Annotated in this window: 15 protein-coding genes, 1 tRNA gene and 1 other RNA gene; 6 read left to right on the top strand and 11 right to left on the bottom strand. The window is 44.7% G+C overall.

The genetic code is table 11. The features are described from left to right. Positions 1 to 390: 390 nt before the first annotated feature. The 6 genes from oppF to ACL9RG_RS19845 form a co-directional block, all read right to left on the bottom strand. Positions 391 to 1,416 (bottom strand): murein tripeptide/oligopeptide ABC transporter ATP binding protein OppF, encoded by a 1,026-nt coding sequence (oppF, locus tag ACL9RG_RS19870; RefSeq protein WP_422794374.1) that lies wholly within the window; start codon positions 1,414 to 1,416, stop codon positions 391 to 393. Beyond that, on the bottom strand, positions 1,413 to 2,420 hold the full coding sequence (locus ACL9RG_RS19865) for an ABC transporter ATP-binding protein (protein WP_422794441.1): 1,008 nt from the start codon (positions 2,418 to 2,420) through the stop codon (positions 1,413 to 1,415). Before ACL9RG_RS19865 ends, oppF begins: the two co-directional genes overlap by 4 nt. 11 nt (positions 2,421 to 2,431) lie before the next feature. After that, positions 2,432 to 3,340 carry an oligopeptide ABC transporter permease OppC gene (gene oppC, locus ACL9RG_RS19860; RefSeq protein WP_422794440.1) on the bottom strand — a complete coding sequence of 303 codons (909 nt, stop codon included), beginning with the start codon at positions 3,338 to 3,340 and terminating at the stop codon, positions 2,432 to 2,434. Between the two features lie 20 nt (positions 3,341 to 3,360). Continuing rightward, complete coding sequence (oppB, locus tag ACL9RG_RS19855; RefSeq protein ID WP_422794373.1) at positions 3,361 to 4,281, bottom strand: oligopeptide ABC transporter permease OppB; 921 nt, start codon at positions 4,279 to 4,281, stop codon at positions 3,361 to 3,363. 214 nt (positions 4,282 to 4,495) lie between these two features. Next, positions 4,496 to 6,136, bottom strand: a complete 1,641-nt coding sequence (oppA, locus tag ACL9RG_RS19850; protein ID WP_422794372.1) for an oligopeptide ABC transporter substrate-binding protein OppA — start codon at positions 6,134 to 6,136, stop codon at positions 4,496 to 4,498. 1,271 nt (positions 6,137 to 7,407) lie between these two features. Further along, positions 7,408 to 8,052 (bottom strand): YchE family NAAT transporter, encoded by a 645-nt coding sequence (locus tag ACL9RG_RS19845; RefSeq protein WP_422794371.1) that lies wholly within the window; start codon positions 8,050 to 8,052, stop codon positions 7,408 to 7,410. A 522-nt stretch (positions 8,053 to 8,574) separates the two neighbouring features. On the opposite strand from ACL9RG_RS19845, the gene adhE reads away from it, so the two are divergent. Then, positions 8,575 to 11,247: a bifunctional acetaldehyde-CoA/alcohol dehydrogenase gene (gene adhE, locus ACL9RG_RS19840; protein ID WP_422794370.1), complete on the top strand. Its 2,673-nt coding sequence runs from the start codon at positions 8,575 to 8,577 to the stop codon at positions 11,245 to 11,247. 247 nt (positions 11,248 to 11,494) lie between these two features. On the opposite strand, the gene ACL9RG_RS19835 is transcribed toward adhE, so the two are convergent. Next, positions 11,495 to 12,124: a thymidine kinase gene (locus ACL9RG_RS19835; RefSeq protein WP_422794369.1), complete on the bottom strand. Its 630-nt coding sequence runs from the start codon at positions 12,122 to 12,124 to the stop codon at positions 11,495 to 11,497. A 674-nt stretch (positions 12,125 to 12,798) separates the two neighbouring features. Between ACL9RG_RS19835 and hns the strand changes: the two genes are divergently transcribed. Further along, on the top strand, positions 12,799 to 13,206 hold the full coding sequence (gene hns, locus ACL9RG_RS19830; RefSeq protein ID WP_422794368.1) for a histone-like nucleoid-structuring protein H-NS: 408 nt from the start codon (positions 12,799 to 12,801) through the stop codon (positions 13,204 to 13,206). 260 nt (positions 13,207 to 13,466) lie between these two features. Here the strand turns inward: hns and ACL9RG_RS19825 are convergent, their stop codons facing one another. From ACL9RG_RS19825 to rssA, 4 genes are all read right to left on the bottom strand, one after another. Then, positions 13,467 to 14,474, bottom strand: coding sequence for an NAD-dependent epimerase (locus ACL9RG_RS19825; protein ID WP_422794367.1), 1,008 nt, complete (start codon positions 14,472 to 14,474; stop codon positions 13,467 to 13,469). Between the two features lie 9 nt (positions 14,475 to 14,483). Next, positions 14,484 to 15,827: a UDP-glucose dehydrogenase family protein gene (locus ACL9RG_RS19820; protein ID WP_422794366.1), complete on the bottom strand. Its 1,344-nt coding sequence runs from the start codon at positions 15,825 to 15,827 to the stop codon at positions 14,484 to 14,486. 330 nt (positions 15,828 to 16,157) lie between these two features. Beyond that, on the bottom strand, positions 16,158 to 17,171 hold the full coding sequence (gene rssB, locus ACL9RG_RS19815) for a two-component system response regulator RssB (protein ID WP_422794365.1): 1,014 nt from the start codon (positions 17,169 to 17,171) through the stop codon (positions 16,158 to 16,160). Between the two features lie 96 nt (positions 17,172 to 17,267). Beyond that, positions 17,268 to 18,179: a patatin-like phospholipase RssA gene (rssA, locus tag ACL9RG_RS19810; RefSeq protein WP_422794439.1), complete on the bottom strand. Its 912-nt coding sequence runs from the start codon at positions 18,177 to 18,179 to the stop codon at positions 17,268 to 17,270. A gap of 137 nt (positions 18,180 to 18,316) precedes the next feature. Between rssA and ACL9RG_RS19805 the strand changes: the two genes are divergently transcribed. The 4 genes from ACL9RG_RS19805 to ACL9RG_RS19790 all read left to right on the top strand — a co-directional run. Beyond that, positions 18,317 to 18,781, top strand: coding sequence for a YchJ family protein (locus tag ACL9RG_RS19805; protein WP_422794364.1), 465 nt, complete (start codon positions 18,317 to 18,319; stop codon positions 18,779 to 18,781). Positions 18,782 to 18,840: 59 nt separating this feature from the next. After that, positions 18,841 to 19,689, top strand: coding sequence for a formyltetrahydrofolate deformylase (gene purU / locus ACL9RG_RS19800; protein ID WP_422794363.1), 849 nt, complete (start codon positions 18,841 to 18,843; stop codon positions 19,687 to 19,689). A gap of 194 nt (positions 19,690 to 19,883) precedes the next feature. After that, positions 19,884 to 19,968 (top strand) — tRNA-Tyr (locus ACL9RG_RS19795). 44 nt (positions 19,969 to 20,012) lie between these two features. Continuing rightward, positions 20,013 to 20,131: non-coding RNA, RtT sRNA (locus tag ACL9RG_RS19790), on the top strand; the annotation flags it as partial.

The raw sequence follows: 20,131 nt of genomic DNA, 5'->3' as shown, positions 1-20,131 counted from the left end.
TAGTGCTCACTGGAGAGGATTGCAGAAAGGAAAAGCTGTCTTGTGGAGTTTCTGATGGTTAATCCGTTATTTGTCATCATAAATACTTAATATTTCAGCCACACACCCTGTGATTCGCTTAATATCCTCATTAATGTAAAATTTTAGTCTGCTATTTTTTACCACAACAAAAATAGGAAAGCAAACTCCCAACTTAACAAACCAAACAGAAAAAAGTTTATAAATAATGAAGTTATAGATAAAAACCATATCTTTTAAGTAGATATGCTTTCTTCTGCCACCAAACTGATAAAAAAATAAAAATAGCGATATTGCCAAACAAAAGCTGAATTTTGATATAAAAAAAGCCCTGCTATTAAACAGGGCTTGTTTTACGTTATGTCAAATAACTTACAGTGGATCAACCTTCAGGCAAGAAACCGCATGGCGGAAACTTCCCTCCAGCAGAGGCCGTGTTTTCGCACACTCTGGACCAGCAATCGGGCAGCGCGTACGGAATACACAACCCGACGGTGGATTGATCGGTGAAGGCAGTTCGCCTTCTAGCAACTGAATGTTTTTATTTCGTTCTTTATCTGGATCTGGCACCGGCACTGCGGACATCAAAGCACGGGTATAAGGATGTTGAGGGTTGTTATACACCTCATCATAGGTCCCTAACTCAACCGCATGGCCCAAATACATCACCAGAACACGGTCAGAAATGTGCTTAACGACCGCCAGATCATGCGCGATAAAGATCAGTGAAAGTGCCATTTCACGCTGCAATTTCTGTAGCAGATTGACCACCTGCGCCTGAATCGACACATCCAGTGCTGAGACGGGTTCATCACAGATGATCAGCTTAGGCTCCAGAATCAATGCACGTGCAATACCGATACGCTGGCACTGGCCACCGGAGAATTCGTGCGGATAACGGTTGATCAGGTTTGGCAACAGGCCAACCTTCAACATCATCTCCTTCACTTTATCTTTCACCTGCGAACGCGGCATTTTTGGGTAGTAAGTGCGCAGCGGTTCAGCAATGATTTCGCCGATGGTCATACGTGGATTCAATGACGCCAGCGGGTCCTGGAAAATCATCTGAATATCGCTACGTGTTGCTCGCCATTCCTTATCGGACATATTGAGCAAGTCTTTGCCAAGCCATGCAACTCGGCCGTCAGTAGCTTTAACCAAACCAATGAGCGCACGGGCAAAGGTCGATTTTCCACAACCGGACTCACCTACCACGCCCAAGGTTTCGCCTTCAAACAGACGTAACGTTACACCATCAACGGCTTTCAGAGTTTTTGGCGGCTGCCAGAACCACTGCTTACCATCTTTAATGTTGAAGTGGACTTTCAGGTCAGCCACTTCGAGCAGCACTTTTCTTTCCTCAGCAGAGGATGGGGTCGTACTGGTTACTTCACTCATACTAGCGCCTCCACAGGCTCAAAGCAGGCACGCAAGCGCCCATCACCGAAACGCTCCAGCGGCGGAGCCGTGGCGCACAACTCTTTTGCATAAGGGCAGCGAGGCTGGAAAGGACAGCCGCTTGGCAAACGCAATAGGTTCGGTGGGTTACCTGGGATAGTCAGCAGAGCATCGCCATCCGCATCCAGACGCGGAACAGCATTGAGCAGACCAATTGAATAAGGATGACTCGGCTGGTAAAACACTTCACGCGCCTGTCCGTATTCCATGGTACGACCGGCATACATAACCAGCACTTTGTCACAGATCCCGGCGACAACGCCAAGATCATGGGTGATCATAATAATTGCGGTGTTGAATTCTGCTTTCAGCTCGTTGAGGAGTGTCATGATCTGCGCCTGAACAGTGACGTCCAGCGCAGTCGTTGGCTCATCGGCAATCAGCAGCTTAGGGCTACACAGCAATGCCATTGCGATCATCACGCGTTGGCGCATCCCACCAGAAAACTCGTGGGGGTACATCTTCATACGTTTACGTGCTTCCGGCATTTTTACCGCATCAAGCATACGTACAGACTCTTCAAACGCTTCGCTCTTGCTCAGATGTTTATGCAGCATCAAGACTTCCATTAACTGCTCCCCTACCCGCATATACGGGTTAAGGGAAGTCATTGGGTCTTGGAAGATCATCGAAATTTGCTGGGCACGTAATTTATTAAGCTCACGTGGTGGCAAATTCAGAATTTCCCGGCCGTCAAATTTAGCAGAACCGCCAATACGGCCATTGCTAGCCAGCAGGCCCATCAGCGCGAAAGCCGTTTGCGATTTACCCGAGCCAGACTCGCCAACGATACCTAAAGTTTCACCAGCACGCAGGGAGAAATTAAGATCATTAACTGCGGTTACATCACCATCGGGCGTGCCGAAAGTAACCCGCAGATCTTTGACATCTAGCAGGATCGGAGAACTATTTTTGTCGGTAGTGCTATGTTCAGTGGTGCTCATCATGGCACTCCTTAGCGGTCTTTCGGGTCGAGGGCATCACGTAAGCCATCACCGATAAAGTTGAAACAGAACAGCGTCACGACCAGGAAACCAGCCGGGAACAGCAGCAGCCAAGGTGAAACTTCCATCGAGTTTGCGCCATCGCTAAGCAATGCACCCCAGCTGCTCAATGGTTCTTGGGTACCTAAGCCTAAGAAGCTCAGGAAGGATTCAAATAGAATCATGCTTGGTACTAACAGTGAAGCGTAAACGACAACCACACCCAGTACGTTAGGAACGATATGACGCAACACGATATTGCGGGTAGAGACACCGCTCACTAATGCAGCTTCAATGAACTCTTTACGTTTTAAGCCTAACGTCTGCCCACGGACGATACGCGCCATGTCAAGCCATGACACCATACCGATAGCGACAAAAATCAGGAAGATGTTCTGTCCAAAGAACGTCACCAGCAAGATAACGAAGAACATGAACGGGAAAGAGTTGAGAATTTCCAGCAGACGCATCATGGCAGAGTCAGTTTTGCCACCCAGGTAACCGGAAATAGAACCATACAAGGTACCCAGTACCACGGCGACCAACGCAGCGGACACACCGACCATTAGGGAGATGCGACCACCGATAGCGACACGAACCATCAAGTCACGCCCGGATGAATCGGTACCGAAATAGTGTCCAGTGGCAAAGTCCGGCGCTGCCGACATCATATTCCAATCGGTATCATCATATTTGAACTGCGCTAACATCGGCGCAAAGATAACAAACAGAGAAATCAGCACCAGTACAATCAAACTAGCCACTGCCGCACGGTTGTGCATGAAACGGCGGCTAGCATCCTGCCATAGACTGCGCCCTTCTATCTCCAGCTTCTCCGTAAAGTTCTCCAGAGCTTCGCTATTTTTTTTATTACTTAACATCATATTGGCGAACTCCAGCCTTAATAACGGATCTTAGGATCGATAACGGCGTATAGCACGTCGACGATCGCATTGAATAAAATAGTCAGGGCACCGACCAGAATGGTCAGGCTCAGTACCAGCGAGTAGTCACGGTTTAATGCACCGTTAACAAACAGCTGACCAATCCCCGGCAATCCGTAAATGCTTTCAATCACCATTGAGCCCGTAATGATCCCGACAAATGCCGGCCCCATATAGGACATCACAGGCAGCATGGCCGGTTTCAATGCATGGCGGAAGATAATACGACTAAGCGGTAAGCCTTTAGCACGCGCGGTGCGGATAAAGTTGGAGTGCAGAACTTCAATCATCGAACCACGAGTAATACGTGCGATGCTGGCAATATACGCCAGTGATAGTGCCACCATTGGCAGTACCATATATTTAAACCCGCCATTATGCCAACCACCGCCTGGCAGCCATTTGAGCATAATAGAGAAAATCAAAACTAATAATGGTGCTACCACAAAACTGGGTATGACTACCCCGGTCATGGCAAGCCCCATCACCGTATAGTCCCATTTTGTGTTTTGATTAAGCGCTGCGATCACCCCCGCAGATACGCCCAATACAATAGCCAAAATGAACGCCGCCAAGCCGAGTTTGGCTGACACTGGGAAGGACGTCGCCAGCAGATCGTTCACACTGTAATCTTTATATTTGAACGACGGGCCAAAATCGCCTTTAGCCAATTGCGCCAAATAATGGAAATACTGTTTATACATTGGGTCATTAAGGTGATATTTCGCCTCAATGTTCGCCATTACTTCTGGTGGAAGATTACGCTCACCGGTAAAAGGGCTACCAGGGGCGAGACGCATCATAAAGAACGAAATCGTAATGAGTATGAATAGCGTCGGAATCGCTTCCAGACAGCGGCGTAAAATAAATTTTAACATTGCCCGTACCTATTGTTCTTAGCCTGAATACGCTGGAGTGTTTCGGCTTTTATCACACCGCCATAGAACACTGGCTGGTGCGTTGGCCATTTACCATTGCTTGTAAACAGCTCTGCTTATAAAAATGGTGTGCAAACGACTAATCTAAGCAAACAATTAATCTATGCAAACGACTAATCAGGGGCCGCGAATCGAGGCCCCTGTTGTTCACAGATTAATGCTTGATGATGTACAGGTTTTTAGAATAAACGTTGTCCTGTGGATCCTTACCGGTGTAACCACCAACATAAGGTTTCACCAGACGAGCATTCACGTAGTAGAACACTGGAATGATCGCAGAGTCTTTATCCAACTGAGTTTCAGCCTGTTGGTAAAGTGCTGAACGTTGGTCTTCAGTTTTCACCTGCAGCGCATCAGCAATGATTTTGTCGAAAGCAGGGCTGTTATAGTGTGCAGTATTGTTGCTGCTGCCAGAGAGCATGGTGTTCAGGAATGACGTTGGTTCGTTATAGTCAGAACACCAGCCAGCACGCGCCACATCGAAGTTACCCTGATGGCGAGTTTCCAAGTAGGTTTTCCACTCTTGGTTTTCCAGCTTGACGTCAACGCCTAAGTTTTTCTTCCAGATAGCTGCTGCTGCGATAGCCAGTTTCTTATGCAGATCAGAAGAGTTATACAGCAGGCTGAAGGTCAGAGGGTGTTGATCGTTATAACCAGCTTCTGCCAACAGTTTTTTACCTTCGGCGTTACGTTGCTCCTGAGTTTCTTTGAACCAGGCTGGAGGCGTCAGTTTTGCACCGTCGGTATAAGGAGGGGTCAAACCGTAAGCCGGCAGGTCACCCTGAGCTTTCACTTTATTAGCAATGATATCGCGATCCAGGCCCAGTTTCAGAGCTGTACGAACACGGTTATCAGTGAATGGTGCTTTCTGGTTGTTGATTTCGTAGTAATAGGTACACAGATACGGGTCAACGTGGACTTCTTTTGGAATATCAGTCTTCAGCTTATGGAACAGCTCGATCGGCATGTTGTTATAAGTCATGTCGATTTCGCCGCTGCGGTAGCGGTTAACGTCTGACACTTCTGAAGAAATTGGCAGGTAAGTGACCTGATTCAGAACAGTTTTTGCGTTATCCCAATATTCAGGGTTGCGCTCAAGCACGATACGTTCGTTAACGGTCCAGGTTTTTAATTTGTAAGCACCGTTGCTGACATAGTTTGCAGGCAACGTCCACTTATCACCAAATTTCTCAACAGCCGGTTTGTATACAGGCTTCATTGAGGTGTGTGACAGCATTTTAACAAAGTAAGGTACTGGCTCACTTAAGGTCACTTGCAGAGTATGATCGTCAAGCGCTTTTACACCCAAGGTGTCCGGGCTTTTTTTACCTGCGATGATATCGTCGATATTTACGATGTGGCCGTATTGCAGATAGCTTTCATAAGGAGACGCGGTTTTTGGATCGGCCAAACGCTGCCAGCTGTAAACGAAATCGGCAGCAGTAACTGGCGCGCCGTTAGACCATTTTGCATCTTTACGCAGGTGGAAGGTCCAGACTTTAAAATCTTGGTTTTCCCAGCTTTCAGCAACACCTGGAACAACACTACCATCTTTTGGGTCAGTGTCAGTCAGGCCTTCCAGCAGGTCACGGATAACGTTAGATTCAGGTACACCTTCGACTTTATGTGGGTCAAGTGACTGAACTTCATCTCCATTATTGCGAACTAATTCTTGCTTAGCGGCAAGTTGCACGCCTGCAGGAACATCAGCCGCAAATGTACTAGCAGCAGATAAAGAGCCAATTGCCGTTAATACGCAAGCGGCGAGTAGATTTTTTTTTGTGATGTTGGTCATTTAATTTCAACTCCAGTTTTTATTATTAACTTTTCCTATTCAGGAAAAGAGAAACCCTTAGCGGGTTTGTTTCAAGCAGGGCATTGAACGAATTCCCCGTCAAGAAACCTCTGTGTTATAGCCTATCCGCTCAGGACGGCCTCCCCCTATTACTTACTGCTTTTTGCCACTACTTAAAAAATCGCTTATCGATGTTTAGATGCTCAAGTACTCATAAAATAGCACCTAAAACGAGACGCCCCCGCCTCGATAACACCATCAGCTATCTTTTCACAATGCGCATATCAACAATATGCGAGCTGCGTTGTATTTATTTTTAACAGCCAAGCAGGCGCACTTCATCCATCGATTAAAGAATAACCGTTAAGAGAAAACGTATATTTGGAGTTTGATTACCGCATCGCATGGAGTGGTAGGTCATTCCGTCCTCAAAACGTTTGCCAAAAACATCTTTTTGCAAAGACGCAAATAGCAACGGCGATGACTCTAGAATGTGATGGACGTTATCTGCCACAAAACTCTCCAAAAATGAAAGTGCTCCAAACCTATCTTACTTATCCTAGCAAGATCCGTTCTCATTTCGACAAAATGCCGAACTAACTTCCATTTTAAAAGATGTCCCGAAAATTATCAGATGCGTAGTCACTGCGCCAATTAATTTTGCAGAAATGCTATGCAATTCTCGTAAATAGCTTGCTAATGACTATTCACCTCGTCCTCTCAATGTTAATGAAATGCATTTAACATATTGAAATTACTTGGTTTATAAAAAATTCAGCACAAAAAACACTTGGATTTTCTGAGTAAATTATGCCCTAACACAATACATTAGCATTGACTGAGTTTTAAGCATAAACACCTGTGAACCCAACGTTAAACACTAATATCATCTCGATACATCCGGCACAAGCCCTACAGAATGATATGATTAATTTAACGTCAAAACGGGCAGAGATATGTAATAAAACGCGTAAAAATCACGGAGGAAACCAACTAAAACGAGGCTTTGAATGAAAATTAGCTAAGTAACGGGGTTTTATGCAACATTGAGGTGCATACGTTTATTTTTTGCACATTAGCTGCACTATTATAATGCATTGCATTATTAAATAAAATAATACGGACCATAAACGCCGAGCAGACCCGATATCTGTAAGTAGATGTATCTAAGATATAATTGAATTAAAGTGGGGAGATAAGATCGCCCCACTCTATTAGTGTGTCATTGACTATAATGCCTTGTGCGCTGCCGCAGCCTGCTTTTTAAGCAATCATAACAAGCCAGGGAAAATCGCCTTAATTCCATTGATAATGAACTCTATACCAAGTGACATCAGCAATAATCCCATAATACGTGTGATCACGTTTATGCCTGTCTGTCCGAGTAAACGCATAACCAAAGGTGCTGCACGGAACAGTAGCCAGCAACAAAATGCAAAAAATACAATTGTCAGCGTCAGACCAAGTAGGTTTTCCCAACTGTGGTAACGAGAGCTCCAAACAATTGTTGAGCTAATAGCACCTGGCCCAGCCATTAAAGGCAAAGCTAAGGGCACTACGCCGATACTTTCACGGTTAGCAGTTTCGGTTTTTTCCTGCTTATTCTGTTTATCTTGTCCTATCTTGCCACTGATCATCGACATCGCGATGGTCACGACCAGAATGCCACCAGCAATACGGAAAGAATCAATAGAGATACCAAACAAACGTAAAATCATGTCACCAAAAAACAGTGAACAGCACAGAATAATCGCGACTGAAAAGTTAGCCGTGACATTGGTTTTTTCACGTGCTGGCGCGGTTTGATAACTCGTCATGCCGATAAATACAGGCAAAATACCAATCGGGTTAACTAAGGCAAACAACCCAATAAAAAACTTTATATAACCTGAAAAATCGAGAACAGATTGGCTCACGAAGAACTCCGCAAAAATGCCATAGCAATAAGGTGTTGATGCGCGCCAATGTACTGGAATTGCGGGCTATATTCCACGCAAAAATAAAGCATTTATAGCCATAAAAATAACAAAAAGCAGTCATTTACTTCACAAAACAAAACCCATTAAAAACTAATGAACAAGTTGTTAATTTTCATGATGGAAAATGAAAATACCATTTTTCTTATTTTATGCTGAAACGAGTCAGTTTTAATTTTTATTGATGTGGATCATATTAGCCTAGTGTCCCGAACGGTAAGATTTGTACAAGGTCAGGAAAAGAAACAGCCTCCTTAATATGATTAAAATATCGTTATATATCAAAATTTTATGTTATTTTTAAAATCATAAAACACAAGCTTCTTTAGAAAATGAAAGCCTGCTTCATCGTTTTAGATGATGAAAACATTGAGTTCGGCATATAGGGATTATTTGCCAGTCTATACTCTTGTTTCTGCCGGATTATTTACTAAAAAAGTTTAACATTATCAGGAGAGCATTATGGCTGTAACCAATGTCGCTGAACTAAATGAACTTGTAGCACGAGTAAAAAAAGCGCAGCGTGAGTTTGCAAACTTCTCCCAAGAACAAGTAGATAAGGTCTTTCGTGCTGCGGCTCTCGCTGCCGCCGATGCCCGAATTCCACTCGCTAAACTTGCGGTGGAAGAGTCCGGAATGGGGATTGTGGAAGATAAGGTGATCAAAAACCATTTCGCTTCTGAATATATCTACAATGCCTATAAAGATGAAAAAACCTGCGGTGTGATCGCCGAAGATAATACATACGGCACTATTACTATCGCCGAACCCATCGGTATTATCTGCGGTATCGTTCCTACCACTAACCCCACTTCTACCGCCATTTTCAAAGCACTTATTAGTCTGAAGACACGCAACGGTATTATCTTCTCTCCACATCCTCGTGCTGCTAAAGCAACGATTAAAGCGGCTAATATCGTCTTACAAGCCGCGATTGCAGCGGGCGCACCAAAAGACATTATTGGTTGGATAGATGCCCCAAGCGTACCGTTATCCAATGAGTTAATGCATCACCCCGATCTGAATTTAATTCTGGCAACTGGCGGTCCAGGTATGGTGAAAGCCGCCTATAGCTCAGGGAAGCCAGCAATCGGCGTCGGTGCCGGTAATACCCCCGTAGTCGTTGATGAAACCGCCGATATTAAGCGCGTCGTAGCTTCTATCTTGATGTCTAAAACTTTCGACAATGGCGTAATCTGCGCATCCGAACAGTCTGTTATCGTCGTTGATTCAATTTATGATGCAGTAAAAGAACGCTTTAGATCTCACGGCGGCTATATTCTGGTCGGCAAAGAATTGAAAGCGGTACAGGATGTGATTCTTAAAAATGGCGGCCTGAATGCCGATATCGTTGGCCAGCCGGCAACAAAAATTGCAGAAATGGCGGGTATCACTGTCCCTGCCAATACGAAAGTATTAATCGGTGAGGTCGTCAAGGTTGATGAAACAGAACCTTTCGCTCATGAAAAACTCTCTCCTACCCTCGCGATGTACCGCGCCAAAAACTTTGACGATGCGGTGAATAAAGCTGAAAAACTGGTTGAAATGGGAGGCATCGGCCACACATCGTGCCTCTATACCGATCAAGATAACCAACCAGAACGCGTTAAGGTCTTCGGTGACAAAATGAAGACGGCTCGTATCCTTATCAATACCCCAGCTTCACAAGGCGGGATTGGCGATCTCTATAACTTTAAGCTTGCCCCATCATTAACGCTGGGCTGTGGCTCTTGGGGTGGTAACTCTATCTCTGAAAACGTTGGTCCTAAACATTTGATCAACAAGAAAACGGTAGCGAAGCGAGCAGAAAATATGTTGTGGCATAAACTTCCGAGATCTATCTACTTCCGCCGAGGTTCTCTGCCTATCGCATTGGAAGAAGTAGCAACTGATGGAGCAAAACGCGCCTTTATCGTCACCGACCGCTACTTGTTTAATAATGGCTATGCAGACCAAATCACCAACGTACTTAAAGAGTATGGAGTGGAATCTAAAGTCTTCTTCGAAGTAGAAGCCGACCCGACCTTAAGTATTGTTCGTCAAGGCGCAGAGCAGATGAACGCCTTCAAACCAGATGTGATTATCGCCTTAGGTGGTGGTTCACCGATGGATGCGGCAAAAATCATGTGGGTGCTCTATGAACATCCAGAAACGCATTTTGAAGATTTAGCCCTGCGCTTTATGGATATTCGCAAACGTATCTATAAATTCCCGAAAATGGGCGTCAAAGCCAAAATGGTGGCCATCACCACCACATCAGGCACCGGTTCTGAAGTCACACCGTTTGCTGTCGTCACCGACGATGCTACGGGCCAAAAATATCCGCTAGCAGATTATGCATTAACACCAGATATGGCAATTGTTGATGCCAACCTAGTAATGAATATGCCGAAGTCTCTGTGTGCGTTTGGTGGTTTAGATGCAGTAACCCACGCGCTCGAAGCCTACGTCTCCGTGCTGGCAAGTGAATTCTCCGATGGCCAAGCCTTGCAGGCATTGAAACTACTAAAAGAGTATCTCCCGGCCAGCTATAAAGAAGGCGCGAAGAATCCTGTTGCTCGCGAGCGTGTGCACAATGCAGCGACTATCGCCGGTATTGCGTTTGCTAACGCCTTCCTCGGCGTATGCCATTCAATGGCCCATAAATTAGGGTCCGAATTCCATATTCCACACGGCCTGGCCAACGCGATGTTAATTTCCAACGTCATTCGTTATAACGCCAATGATAATCCAACCAAACAAACGGCCTTTAGCCAGTACGACCGCCCGCAGGCGCGTCGCCGCTACGCAGAAATTGCCGACCATCTTGGATTGAGTGCCGCAGGTGACCGCACCGCTCAGAAAATTGAAAAATTACTGACTTGGTTAGATGAAATTAAAGCCGAACTCGGCATTCCGACATCTATTCGTGAGGCGGGAGTACAAGAAGCCGACTTCCTAGCCAAAGTGGATAAACTGTCTGAAGATGCTTTCGATGACCAGTGCACTGGAGCTAACCCGCGTTATCCATTGATTTCAGAATTGAAGCAAATCCTGCTCGACACCTATTACGGCAAAAAATTTACCGAGGAATTAGCTACACATATCCCGCAAACTGTAGAAAAGGCGACGCCAGTAAAGAAGGCCAAGAAATAATCAATTAAGGTAATCTCATCGACGTTGCAATATGTAATACAAAAACCCGCCGAACGGCGGGTTTTTTCATGGCTGATAAATAAACATTTATCGATCTTTAGAAAGAACGGTAAATAAACCCACAAATCTGTGTAATAACATGATTGCAACCATTGAGCTAAGTTTCAATGCCTTATTAACAGAGATCTCTGGCACAAACTCCTGGTTAGGTCACCGCAGCAAAGGGATAAGATTTAAGATATATGGCTTAGCGTTGTGTCGGAACGGGAAGCTGTATTGCAGGAACTTGGGTAACATTAGGATCGGCCATCGCCTCTTTATAATGCTTTCGGCAAACAGAAACGTAGCTTTCATTACCACCAATAACGACCTGAGCACCATCATGTAATGCCCTACCCTCATGATTAAGTCGTAAGGTCTGATTCGCTTTACGGCCGCAATGGCAGATGGTTTTTAACTCAACCAACTTATCGGCCCAGGCCAGTAAATATTCGCTACCAGAAAATAACTCACCACGGAAATCAGTGCGCAGTCCGTAACATAGCACCGGGATATCTAATTCATCGACCACATCAGTCAACTGAGAAACCTGTTCTTTAGTCAAAAACTGGCTTTCATCAATCAATACACAATGAATAGTTTGCTGCTGATGTTTCTGGCTAATCAAGTTCAACAAATCAGTTTGATTAGAATAAACTTCGGCGGGGGATGAAAGACCAATACGTGAGCTAACATTGGCTTTGCCGAATCGATGGTCTATCTCGGCAGTAAGCACCAACGTTCGCATTCCTCTCTCTTGATAGTTATATGATGATTGTAACAAAGATGTTGATTTACCTGCGTTCATTGCAGAGTAATAAAAATAAAGCTGAGCCATTGGCGCGTGACCCCATATGTATAATGAGAGAATATTAGTATTTCGTAATGTTAACACAGCATCTATGCAATCAAGTAACAAAGGTCATAAACCACAAGACATAGTGTTTGAGTAAGCTCCTCATTTAATGAGGAAAGTCACATAAAGTTACAATCAATAATGGGAGGTAAAATTTAAGACAATTCATTAAAGACGCAAATCGTCTTCTCAATGTGCATCGAACAATACTCCAGCACTAACAATTATAAAGTTTACCCCTTTATACTTGCAGCTTAGCTCTCAGAATCTGCTTATACATCACGCAGCGTCGAAAAAACTCAGCACATATTGCTAAGATAGCCGTTCTCTTTCTTTACACTTTAAACATTTAACAGATAAGTTATGTAACTAGACTCGTTAAGTTTCCGGCAAGGTTTATAAAATTTTTTTGATTTTTATTCTCTTCGCACAAGAGGATTAACTGTCATCTGACTCTATGTCTACAGATTGAATTTGACTTATAGCCAGTGCATTAATAGGGGCGTTTAGTCGGTTTATATTTTTCTCAATGATAAGTCTGAGGGTTTATAAATGATAAATTACCGACAACATAACAAATTCACTATTGCAGAAAGATAATTTGCATTCTATTATTACTCAAACGCCCCCCACCAATATAAATAGAGACTAGTATAATGAGCGAAGCATTAAAAATCCTGAACAACATCCGTACTCTGCGCGCACAGGCTCGCGAATGCACTCTGGAAACTCTGGAAGAGATGCTGGAGAAATTAGAAGTTGTTGTAAATGAGCGCCGTGATGAAGATTCACAAGCCGCTGTAGAAATTGAAGAGCGTACTCGTAAACTTCAGCAATACCGTGAAATGCTGATTGCTGATGGCATCGATCCAAATGAATTGCTGCAGACTATGGCTGCAACTAAATCAGCTGGTAAATCCAAGCGTGCTGCTCGCCCAGCTAAATACAAATATGTTGATGAGAACGGCGAAAACAAAACCTGGACAGGTCAAGGCCGTACTCCAGCAGTAATCAAAAAAGCTATCGAAGAACAAGGCAAAAGCCTGGACGATTTCCTGCTGTAATTTAGCTTTTATTGATATAAGTTAGCCTGAAAAGCATTAGCGTATTTGTATACCGCCGTAAAAACCACCGCAATGTCGGTGGTTTTTTATTGCCCATTGCTCGGTGAACTTTACGAATTATGTATAGTTAGTGTTCATATATTGCCAATTTCTTGTCTGGTTTTTTTATGTCTTAAAACGTATAAAGGCCGCTATAGCGGCCTTTATACGTTTATGAGCAATACAAGAACGGCATTGCGTAAGTTAAATCTGATAAAGACTTACACTTGGTAAAAACTACGATACCAATCTACAAAATTCTTGACGCCAATATCAACCGAGGTTTGCGGTTTAAATCCCGTCACTTGATATAGTGGTTCAGTGTCAGCGCTGGTTTCTTGTACATCGCCAGCTTGCATTGCTAATAGATTTTTACTCGCATTCATCCCTAATGCTGTCTCTAACGCCTGAATATAATCCATTAATTTTATAGGATTACTATTACCGACATTGTATAAGCAATAAGGTGCAGAGCTCGTTGACGCATCCCCTTCCTCAACTGTCCACTCTTTATCTATTTGAGGAACAACATCAGCTAAACGAACAACAGCTTCAGCAACATCGTCAATATATGTAAAGTCTCTACGCATCTCACCGCGGTTATAAACATCAATACTTTCACCTGCCAATATAGCTTTCGTAAATTTAAACAAAGCCATATCTGGACGTCCCCACGGACCGTAAACGGTAAAGAAACGCATCCCCGTCGTTGGTAATCCATAAAGATGGGAATAAGTATGCGCCATCAGTTCATTGGCCTTTTTAGTTGCCGCATACAGTGATATTGGATGGTCTACCGTATCATTGGTTGAAAATGGCTGCTTACGATTCATTCCATATACGGAGCTCGAGGAAGCGTATAACAAATGCTTGACCTTATTATGGCGGCATCCTTCTAGCACATTGACAAAACCAACCAGGTTTGAATCGGTGTAAGCCAAAGGATTAACGATCGAATAACGTACTCCCGCCTGCGCAGCAAGATGAATAACACGATCAAAGCCCTTTTCTGCAAAAAGCGCAGCCATGCCATCACGGTCCGCAAGATCTAATTTAATAAAATCAAATCGCGGGCTGCGCTCCAACAACGACAGTCTTGACGTTTTTAAACTGACATCATAATAGTCATTCAGGTTATCCAAGCCCGTGACATGATGTCCGGCGTCCAATAAACGCTGCGCAACAAAATAGCCTATAAAACCCGCTGCGCCCGTTACCAAATATTTCATGCTCGCTCCTTAAAGCACTGGGTCAATGGACGCACCACGCCCGATTGCATAGTAAGTAAACCCGCGCTTATCCAAGCGTTCAGGATCATATAAGTTTCGACCGTCAAATATAACAGGGCTTTTTAGCGAGGCTTTAATGAGGTCAAAATCTGGTGCCCGGAAGTTCTGCCATTCGGTACAAATGACCAGAGCATCGGAACCATGTAACGTGCCTTCTTTAGTCCCCATCAACTCCAGATCATCACGATGCCCATATATACGCTGTGTTTCATTCATCGCTTCTGGGTCATAGGCTTTGATTTTCGCGCCTGCTGCCCAAAGTTGTTCCATTAGGACGCGGCTTGAAGCCTCTCGCATATCGTCGGTATTAGGTTTAAAAGACAGTCCCCACAAAGCAAATGTCTTACCAGCTAAATCATCACCGAAGTGGCGTTGAATATACGCTGATAGTTTATATTTTTGCTGGTAGTTAACCTGCTCTACTGCCTGCAATATCTTAGGCTGATAACCGATTTGTTCTGCGGTGCGAATCAGTGCCTGAACATCTTTAGGGAAACAAGAACCGCCGTAACCACAGCCAGGATAGATAAAGTGGTAACCAATACGGGAGTCAGAACCAATACCTTGACGAACTTTCTCAATATCAGCGCCTAGCAGTTCGGCAAGGTTTGCCATTTCATTCATGAAGCTAATTTTGGTTGCAAGCATACAGTTTGCAGCATATTTGGTTAATTCAGCACTGCGAATATCCATCAGGATCATGCGGTCATGATTACGATTGAACGGCTCATATAACTCACGGATGGGTTCAATGGCATCAGGATTATCGGTACCAATAACAATACGTTCAGGACGCATACAGTCAGCAACCGCCGCGCCCTCTTTGAGGAACTCTGGATTAGAAATAACGTTGAAATCAATCTGGCATCCGCGTTGCGCCAGAACGTCGGTCATGACTTTACGTACTTTATCCGCCGTGCCCACTGGCACAGTCGATTTATCGATAACAATCTTCGGTTCAGTCATGTACTGAGAAATAGTGCGAGCTACAGCGGTAACATATTTCAAATCGGCGGAGCCATCTTCGTCTGGAGGTGTACCTACCGCAATAAACTGAACCTGAGCATGTGCAACGCCATCTTCAGCATTGGTGCTGAACATCAGGCGGCCGGCTTCATAGTTTTGTTGCACTAATGGTGTTAAGCCCGGCTCATAAATAGGAATTTGACCCTTCTTTAGATTTTCAACTTTTTTGGCATCTACATCGATACATAATACTTCATGTCCGACCTCAGCAAGCACTGCAGCCTGAACCAAGCCAACATAACCGATACCGAATACTGTTACTTTCATCAGCATTTCCTAACGTCAAAATTTATAGAATGGATAACGAATTCACTTGCAGGACGGCTCATAATCGTAAAGGGCAAGCCATCGCTAAAATAATTGTGACGCAGTATAACAGCATCATGGCCCTATGCACTTGAGAAGCGAGTGTAAAATGGTTGGAGTTTATGTCAGATAAACCTACTGCGGAGATAAGAGTGGCTTTACTTAGCCATCACCATAGGATTAAACCATCAATTGGTAGATTATTTGAGCGATAACTGGACACCGAATCAGCAATACAATGCCTATTCAACAAAATCGTTTATTCAGCGCAGACTATTTAGCCAATAAAGACTATTCGCTCGATAACATGAGACGTAACCGACCTCCAGCACCCCACACTTGGCATTGCCAGGCATCGCAGTGCTGGCTGACTTGATTTGAATAGGCGGCATCCGTTGTACCTAGTGGCACACTATTACTGAGTTGTATTTGACTACCATCTGAATTTACCGTGGCATGTAATCCCGCTGAAACTAAAATAAGACTTTTCTGTTCAACATGGTAATACCCCATAAGCAGAGGGAATTGCCCTTGTAAACCAGCCTGTTTAAACAGTTGGTTAACTTCCCGAAGCAGGCTAGACATATGTGGTAATCGCTGGTCTTGATTGCTCAAATGCTCACGTAGCAGGCCATTGAAAATCGCTCGCAGTAGCAACGCAGCCAAGACACCATTATCCTTAGCGCGTGTAATATCCAGGCAATAAAAGCCTAAATCTTTAGAAGATAATGCAGCAATATCCAGGACTAATCCCGAATGCTCAGCCATCGTTAATTGACGATAATTAATACGACAGTGTGCCAGCACTTGTTGAACCGGCGGCTGTAATTCCTGTAATAGCCGAGCCGCTTCCTCTGGATGGCGCTTTATCTCATCCCAGTCCTTGATAAAGTCATTTTTTTCCAGGGCCTGTGAGCTAAACAATTTAGGATAGAGGCTGCTCAGTAACGCTTCTCGCAGACGATTAAGATCAGTAATAGGTTTTAGGATGACGTCTTCTACGCCAAGACGAACCATACTGGCAACATCGGTCATTTTATCCGTGGCCGAAATCACCAACACGGGTATTTTATTGCCTTGTAAACGTAAATTTTCGACAAATTCCACTCCCCCCATCACTGGCATAATCAAATCACACAGAATGATATCGGGCGGAAAATCCTCAAGGACCGAGAGTGCTTCCAGTCCATTGTCGGCCTCACTACAAGTTGCACCAAGGGATCTGACATAGCCAGCTACCACTGAACGGAAGACAACTTCATCATCAACGATCAGAATATGCTTATTCTTAAGCGGCTTTTCCATTTAACTCCCCCTGTGTGACATATTCTAATAGTGGCTCATAACGAATAAATTTTCCTACTAGAATTGTCAGCAACCCATTATCTGTTGCTAATTTATTCATCGTTTATTGTTCTTAACCAAAGGTAACAGCTGCTCCCGCTGTTTTTCTACCGCTAACCGCCCGGCTTCAATCGCTTCTTCTGCTCGATGAAAATCTAGAGTAGAAATTTGCGGGCAATAAGGTTGAAGCAATACATCTGGAGGATCGCCCGCCATTCGATTGCGCTTGAGTCGATTTTCTAACACGTGAATAGACGTAGACATGATTTCCATCGCCGTCGGTGAGGTATTAGCCGGGCGAACATGCGAACGAGTCAGTCGTTGGCGGATTTTATCACGCCAATTAAGCGCTTTTACGCTGCCTAATTCCTCTGGTGTTGCCTGTACAGACAAAAGATCTTGCTGCATCAAATGGGCATCGTGTTGCAAATCAACTGCAATAACAATATCAGCGCCTAGCGCACGAGTTAAGGAAATTGGTACTGGATTGACCACTGCACCATCCACCAGCCAGTATCCATTGTGCCAAACAGGGGCGAGCAAACCAGGCATACTGCAAGATGCACGAATGGCCAGGTGTAAATCGCCTTTGGTCAGCCACAGTTCACGCCCGGTGCTTAAATTGGTCGTCACTGCGCCAAATTTTAATTTGCATTGTTCGAAATTGTCGTTGCGAATTAACTGTGCAACGGCGCTAAACACTCGTTTGCCACGCAGCAGCCCACCGCGCTGCCAAGAAAAATCCATCAGCCGTAAAACGTCCCAGTAACTAAAGGAACGAACCCAGGTCTCTAAAGCGGGTAAACGACCGCTAGCATGAGCAGCCCCCACTAAAGCACCGACAGAGCATCCTGCTACTATATCGACCTTGATTCCCATTTCCTTTAAGGCATTAATGACACCAATATGTGCCCAGCCTTTTGCCGCACCGGAACCTAATGCCAGCCCAATTTTAATTTCTCGTTCCATCATAATAATTCGCCCCCTCGCCTCTTATTTGAGGTTTGATAATGCATCCCGCATAGGCACTGTCGCCCAGTGAAAATGTTAGGTAACATGGCACATCGTGATATTCAACCATGCATTTAACGTTGTTCGGAGTCTTCTTGTCAGATTTATGCCCATGCGGCAGCGGTACGCTGTTCGCCACCTGTTGCCAACCCCGAATTACCGGTGAGAAACCGGCCGAGACGCCAGAAACGCTGATGCGCTCACGCTATAGCGCCTATGTAACCGGCAATGCAGATTATCTGATAGCCAGTTGGCACCCAGACTGTCACGCTGAAAATTTTCGCGCGTCGTTGCGCGAAGGGTTTGCCAATACTGAGTGGCTGGGGTTGCATGTTATCAGTCATCAGGATGGAAAACAGGCAAATGAAGGCTTTGTTGAATTTGCCGCACGTTTTCGGGAATCAGGTCAGTCAAAAATTGTGCTAATTCACGAACGTTCACGCTTTATCCGCATCAACGAACACTGGTACTATATTGACGGATTTACTCCCGAAACGGGCAGAAACGATCCTTGCCCTTGCGGCTCGGATAAAAAATACAAGAAGTGTTGCGGTCGATAAATCGCACACAGGCTAGTACGAACAATTAATAAAAGTCTTTGGACAGGACCCACATCCTCATGTCGCAACAAAACGTACAAACCAAGGTTTTACGCACCATTTGCCCCGATGCAAAAGGGCTTATCGCTAAAATTACTAATATCTGTTACAAGCACGAATTAAACATCGTACAAAACAATGAATTTGTCGACCATCGCACCGGGCGCTTCTTTATGCGTACCGAACTCGAAGGTATATTCAACGATAATACGCTACTGGCAGACCTCGACAGCGCGTTACCTGCAGGCTCAATCCGTGAGCTCAATAGTACCGGCCGTCGACGCATTGTTATTTTAGTCACCAAAGAAGCACATTGCCTCGGCGACCTGTTGATGAAATCTACTTACGGCGGTTTAGATGTTGAAATCGCTGCTGTCATCGGTAACCACACCACACTGCAACATTTGGTTGAACGTTTTGATATCCCATTCCGTCTTGTGAGTCACGAAGGGTTAACCCGCGAACAACACGATAGTGCACTGATGGAACAGATTGATAGTTTCGAACCGGATTACGTCGTACTTGCTAAATACATGCGTGTTCTGACCCCAGGTTTTGTTCAGCACTATCCAAACCGAGTGATCAATATTCACCATTCATTCTTGCCGGCATTTATCGGTGCTCGCCCTTATCATCAAGCTTATGAGCGCGGCGTGAAGTTGATCGGTGCGACAGCGCATTACGTCAACGATAATCTAGATGAAGGTCCAATCATCATGCAGGACGTGATCAACGTCGATCACACCTATACTGCCGAAGATATGATGCGTGCTGGACGTGACGTTGAGAAAAATGTCCTGAGCCAAGCCATTTATCGTGTTCTGGCACAGCGCGTATTTGTTTACGGTAACCGCACTGTTATCTTGTAATTTGTCCCCTTAATGGTGTTTTCCGTACAGGGAAACACCATTAAGGATAAAAAAACGGCAAACAGTCTACTTGCGAGAAAACAAGGCTTTACAGAGACGTTTCATTTGATATTATGCGCCCCGTTCACGGCAATAAGCATCGGCCAGATGCAGACGTGAAAAGAGTAAAACAATTCGAAATCCACGAATTTCGTGGTGGGGTTCCCGAGCGGCCAAAGGGAGCAGACTGTAAATCTGCCGTCATCGACTTCGAAGGTTCGAATCCTTCCCCCACCACCATTTCGCTATACCTCTTGTAATTACCCTAAACTCAAAATTAACATTTATCACCGTACAGGGGATGGATGAGAAGCTTCGATTGAAGATTCGAGCCGAGCGAAGCGAGACAGCGTTGCAACGCAACGACCCGAAGGGCGAGGCCAGCGGCCGAGTAATCCTTCCC

Source organism: Rouxiella sp. Mn2063, from assembly GCF_049319665.1.
Lineage (GTDB): Bacteria > Pseudomonadota > Gammaproteobacteria > Enterobacterales > Enterobacteriaceae > JBMOUD01.
This window is presented reverse-complemented; position numbering and strand designations above follow the sequence as displayed.

Bases quoted from the DNA above. Each gene is read 5' to 3' on its own strand.
- ACL9RG_RS19835 (WP_422794369.1), bottom strand. From the start codon at position 12,124: ATGGCTCAGCTTTATTTTTATTACTCTGCAATGAACGCAGGTAAATCA.
- rssB (WP_422794365.1), bottom strand. From the start codon at position 17,171: ATGGAAAAGCCGCTTAAGAATAAGCATATTCTGATCGTTGATGATGAA.
- adhE (WP_422794370.1), top strand. From the start codon at position 8,575: ATGGCTGTAACCAATGTCGCTGAACTAAATGAACTTGTAGCACGAGTA.
- hns (WP_422794368.1), top strand. From the start codon at position 12,799: ATGAGCGAAGCATTAAAAATCCTGAACAACATCCGTACTCTGCGCGCA.
- purU (WP_422794363.1), top strand. From the start codon at position 18,841: ATGTCGCAACAAAACGTACAAACCAAGGTTTTACGCACCATTTGCCCC.
- oppF (WP_422794374.1), bottom strand. From the start codon at position 1,416: ATGAGTGAAGTAACCAGTACGACCCCATCCTCTGCTGAGGAAAGAAAA.
- ACL9RG_RS19825 (WP_422794367.1), bottom strand. From the start codon at position 14,474: ATGAAATATTTGGTAACGGGCGCAGCGGGTTTTATAGGCTATTTTGTT.
- ACL9RG_RS19820 (WP_422794366.1), bottom strand. From the start codon at position 15,827: ATGAAAGTAACAGTATTCGGTATCGGTTATGTTGGCTTGGTTCAGGCT.
- oppA (WP_422794372.1), bottom strand. From the start codon at position 6,136: ATGACCAACATCACAAAAAAAAATCTACTCGCCGCTTGCGTATTAACG.
- rssA (WP_422794439.1), bottom strand. From the start codon at position 18,179: ATGGAACGAGAAATTAAAATTGGGCTGGCATTAGGTTCCGGTGCGGCA.
- ACL9RG_RS19865 (WP_422794441.1), bottom strand. From the start codon at position 2,420: ATGAGCACCACTGAACATAGCACTACCGACAAAAATAGTTCTCCGATC.
- oppC (WP_422794440.1), bottom strand. From the start codon at position 3,340: ATGTTAAGTAATAAAAAAAATAGCGAAGCTCTGGAGAACTTTACGGAG.
- oppB (WP_422794373.1), bottom strand. From the start codon at position 4,281: ATGTTAAAATTTATTTTACGCCGCTGTCTGGAAGCGATTCCGACGCTA.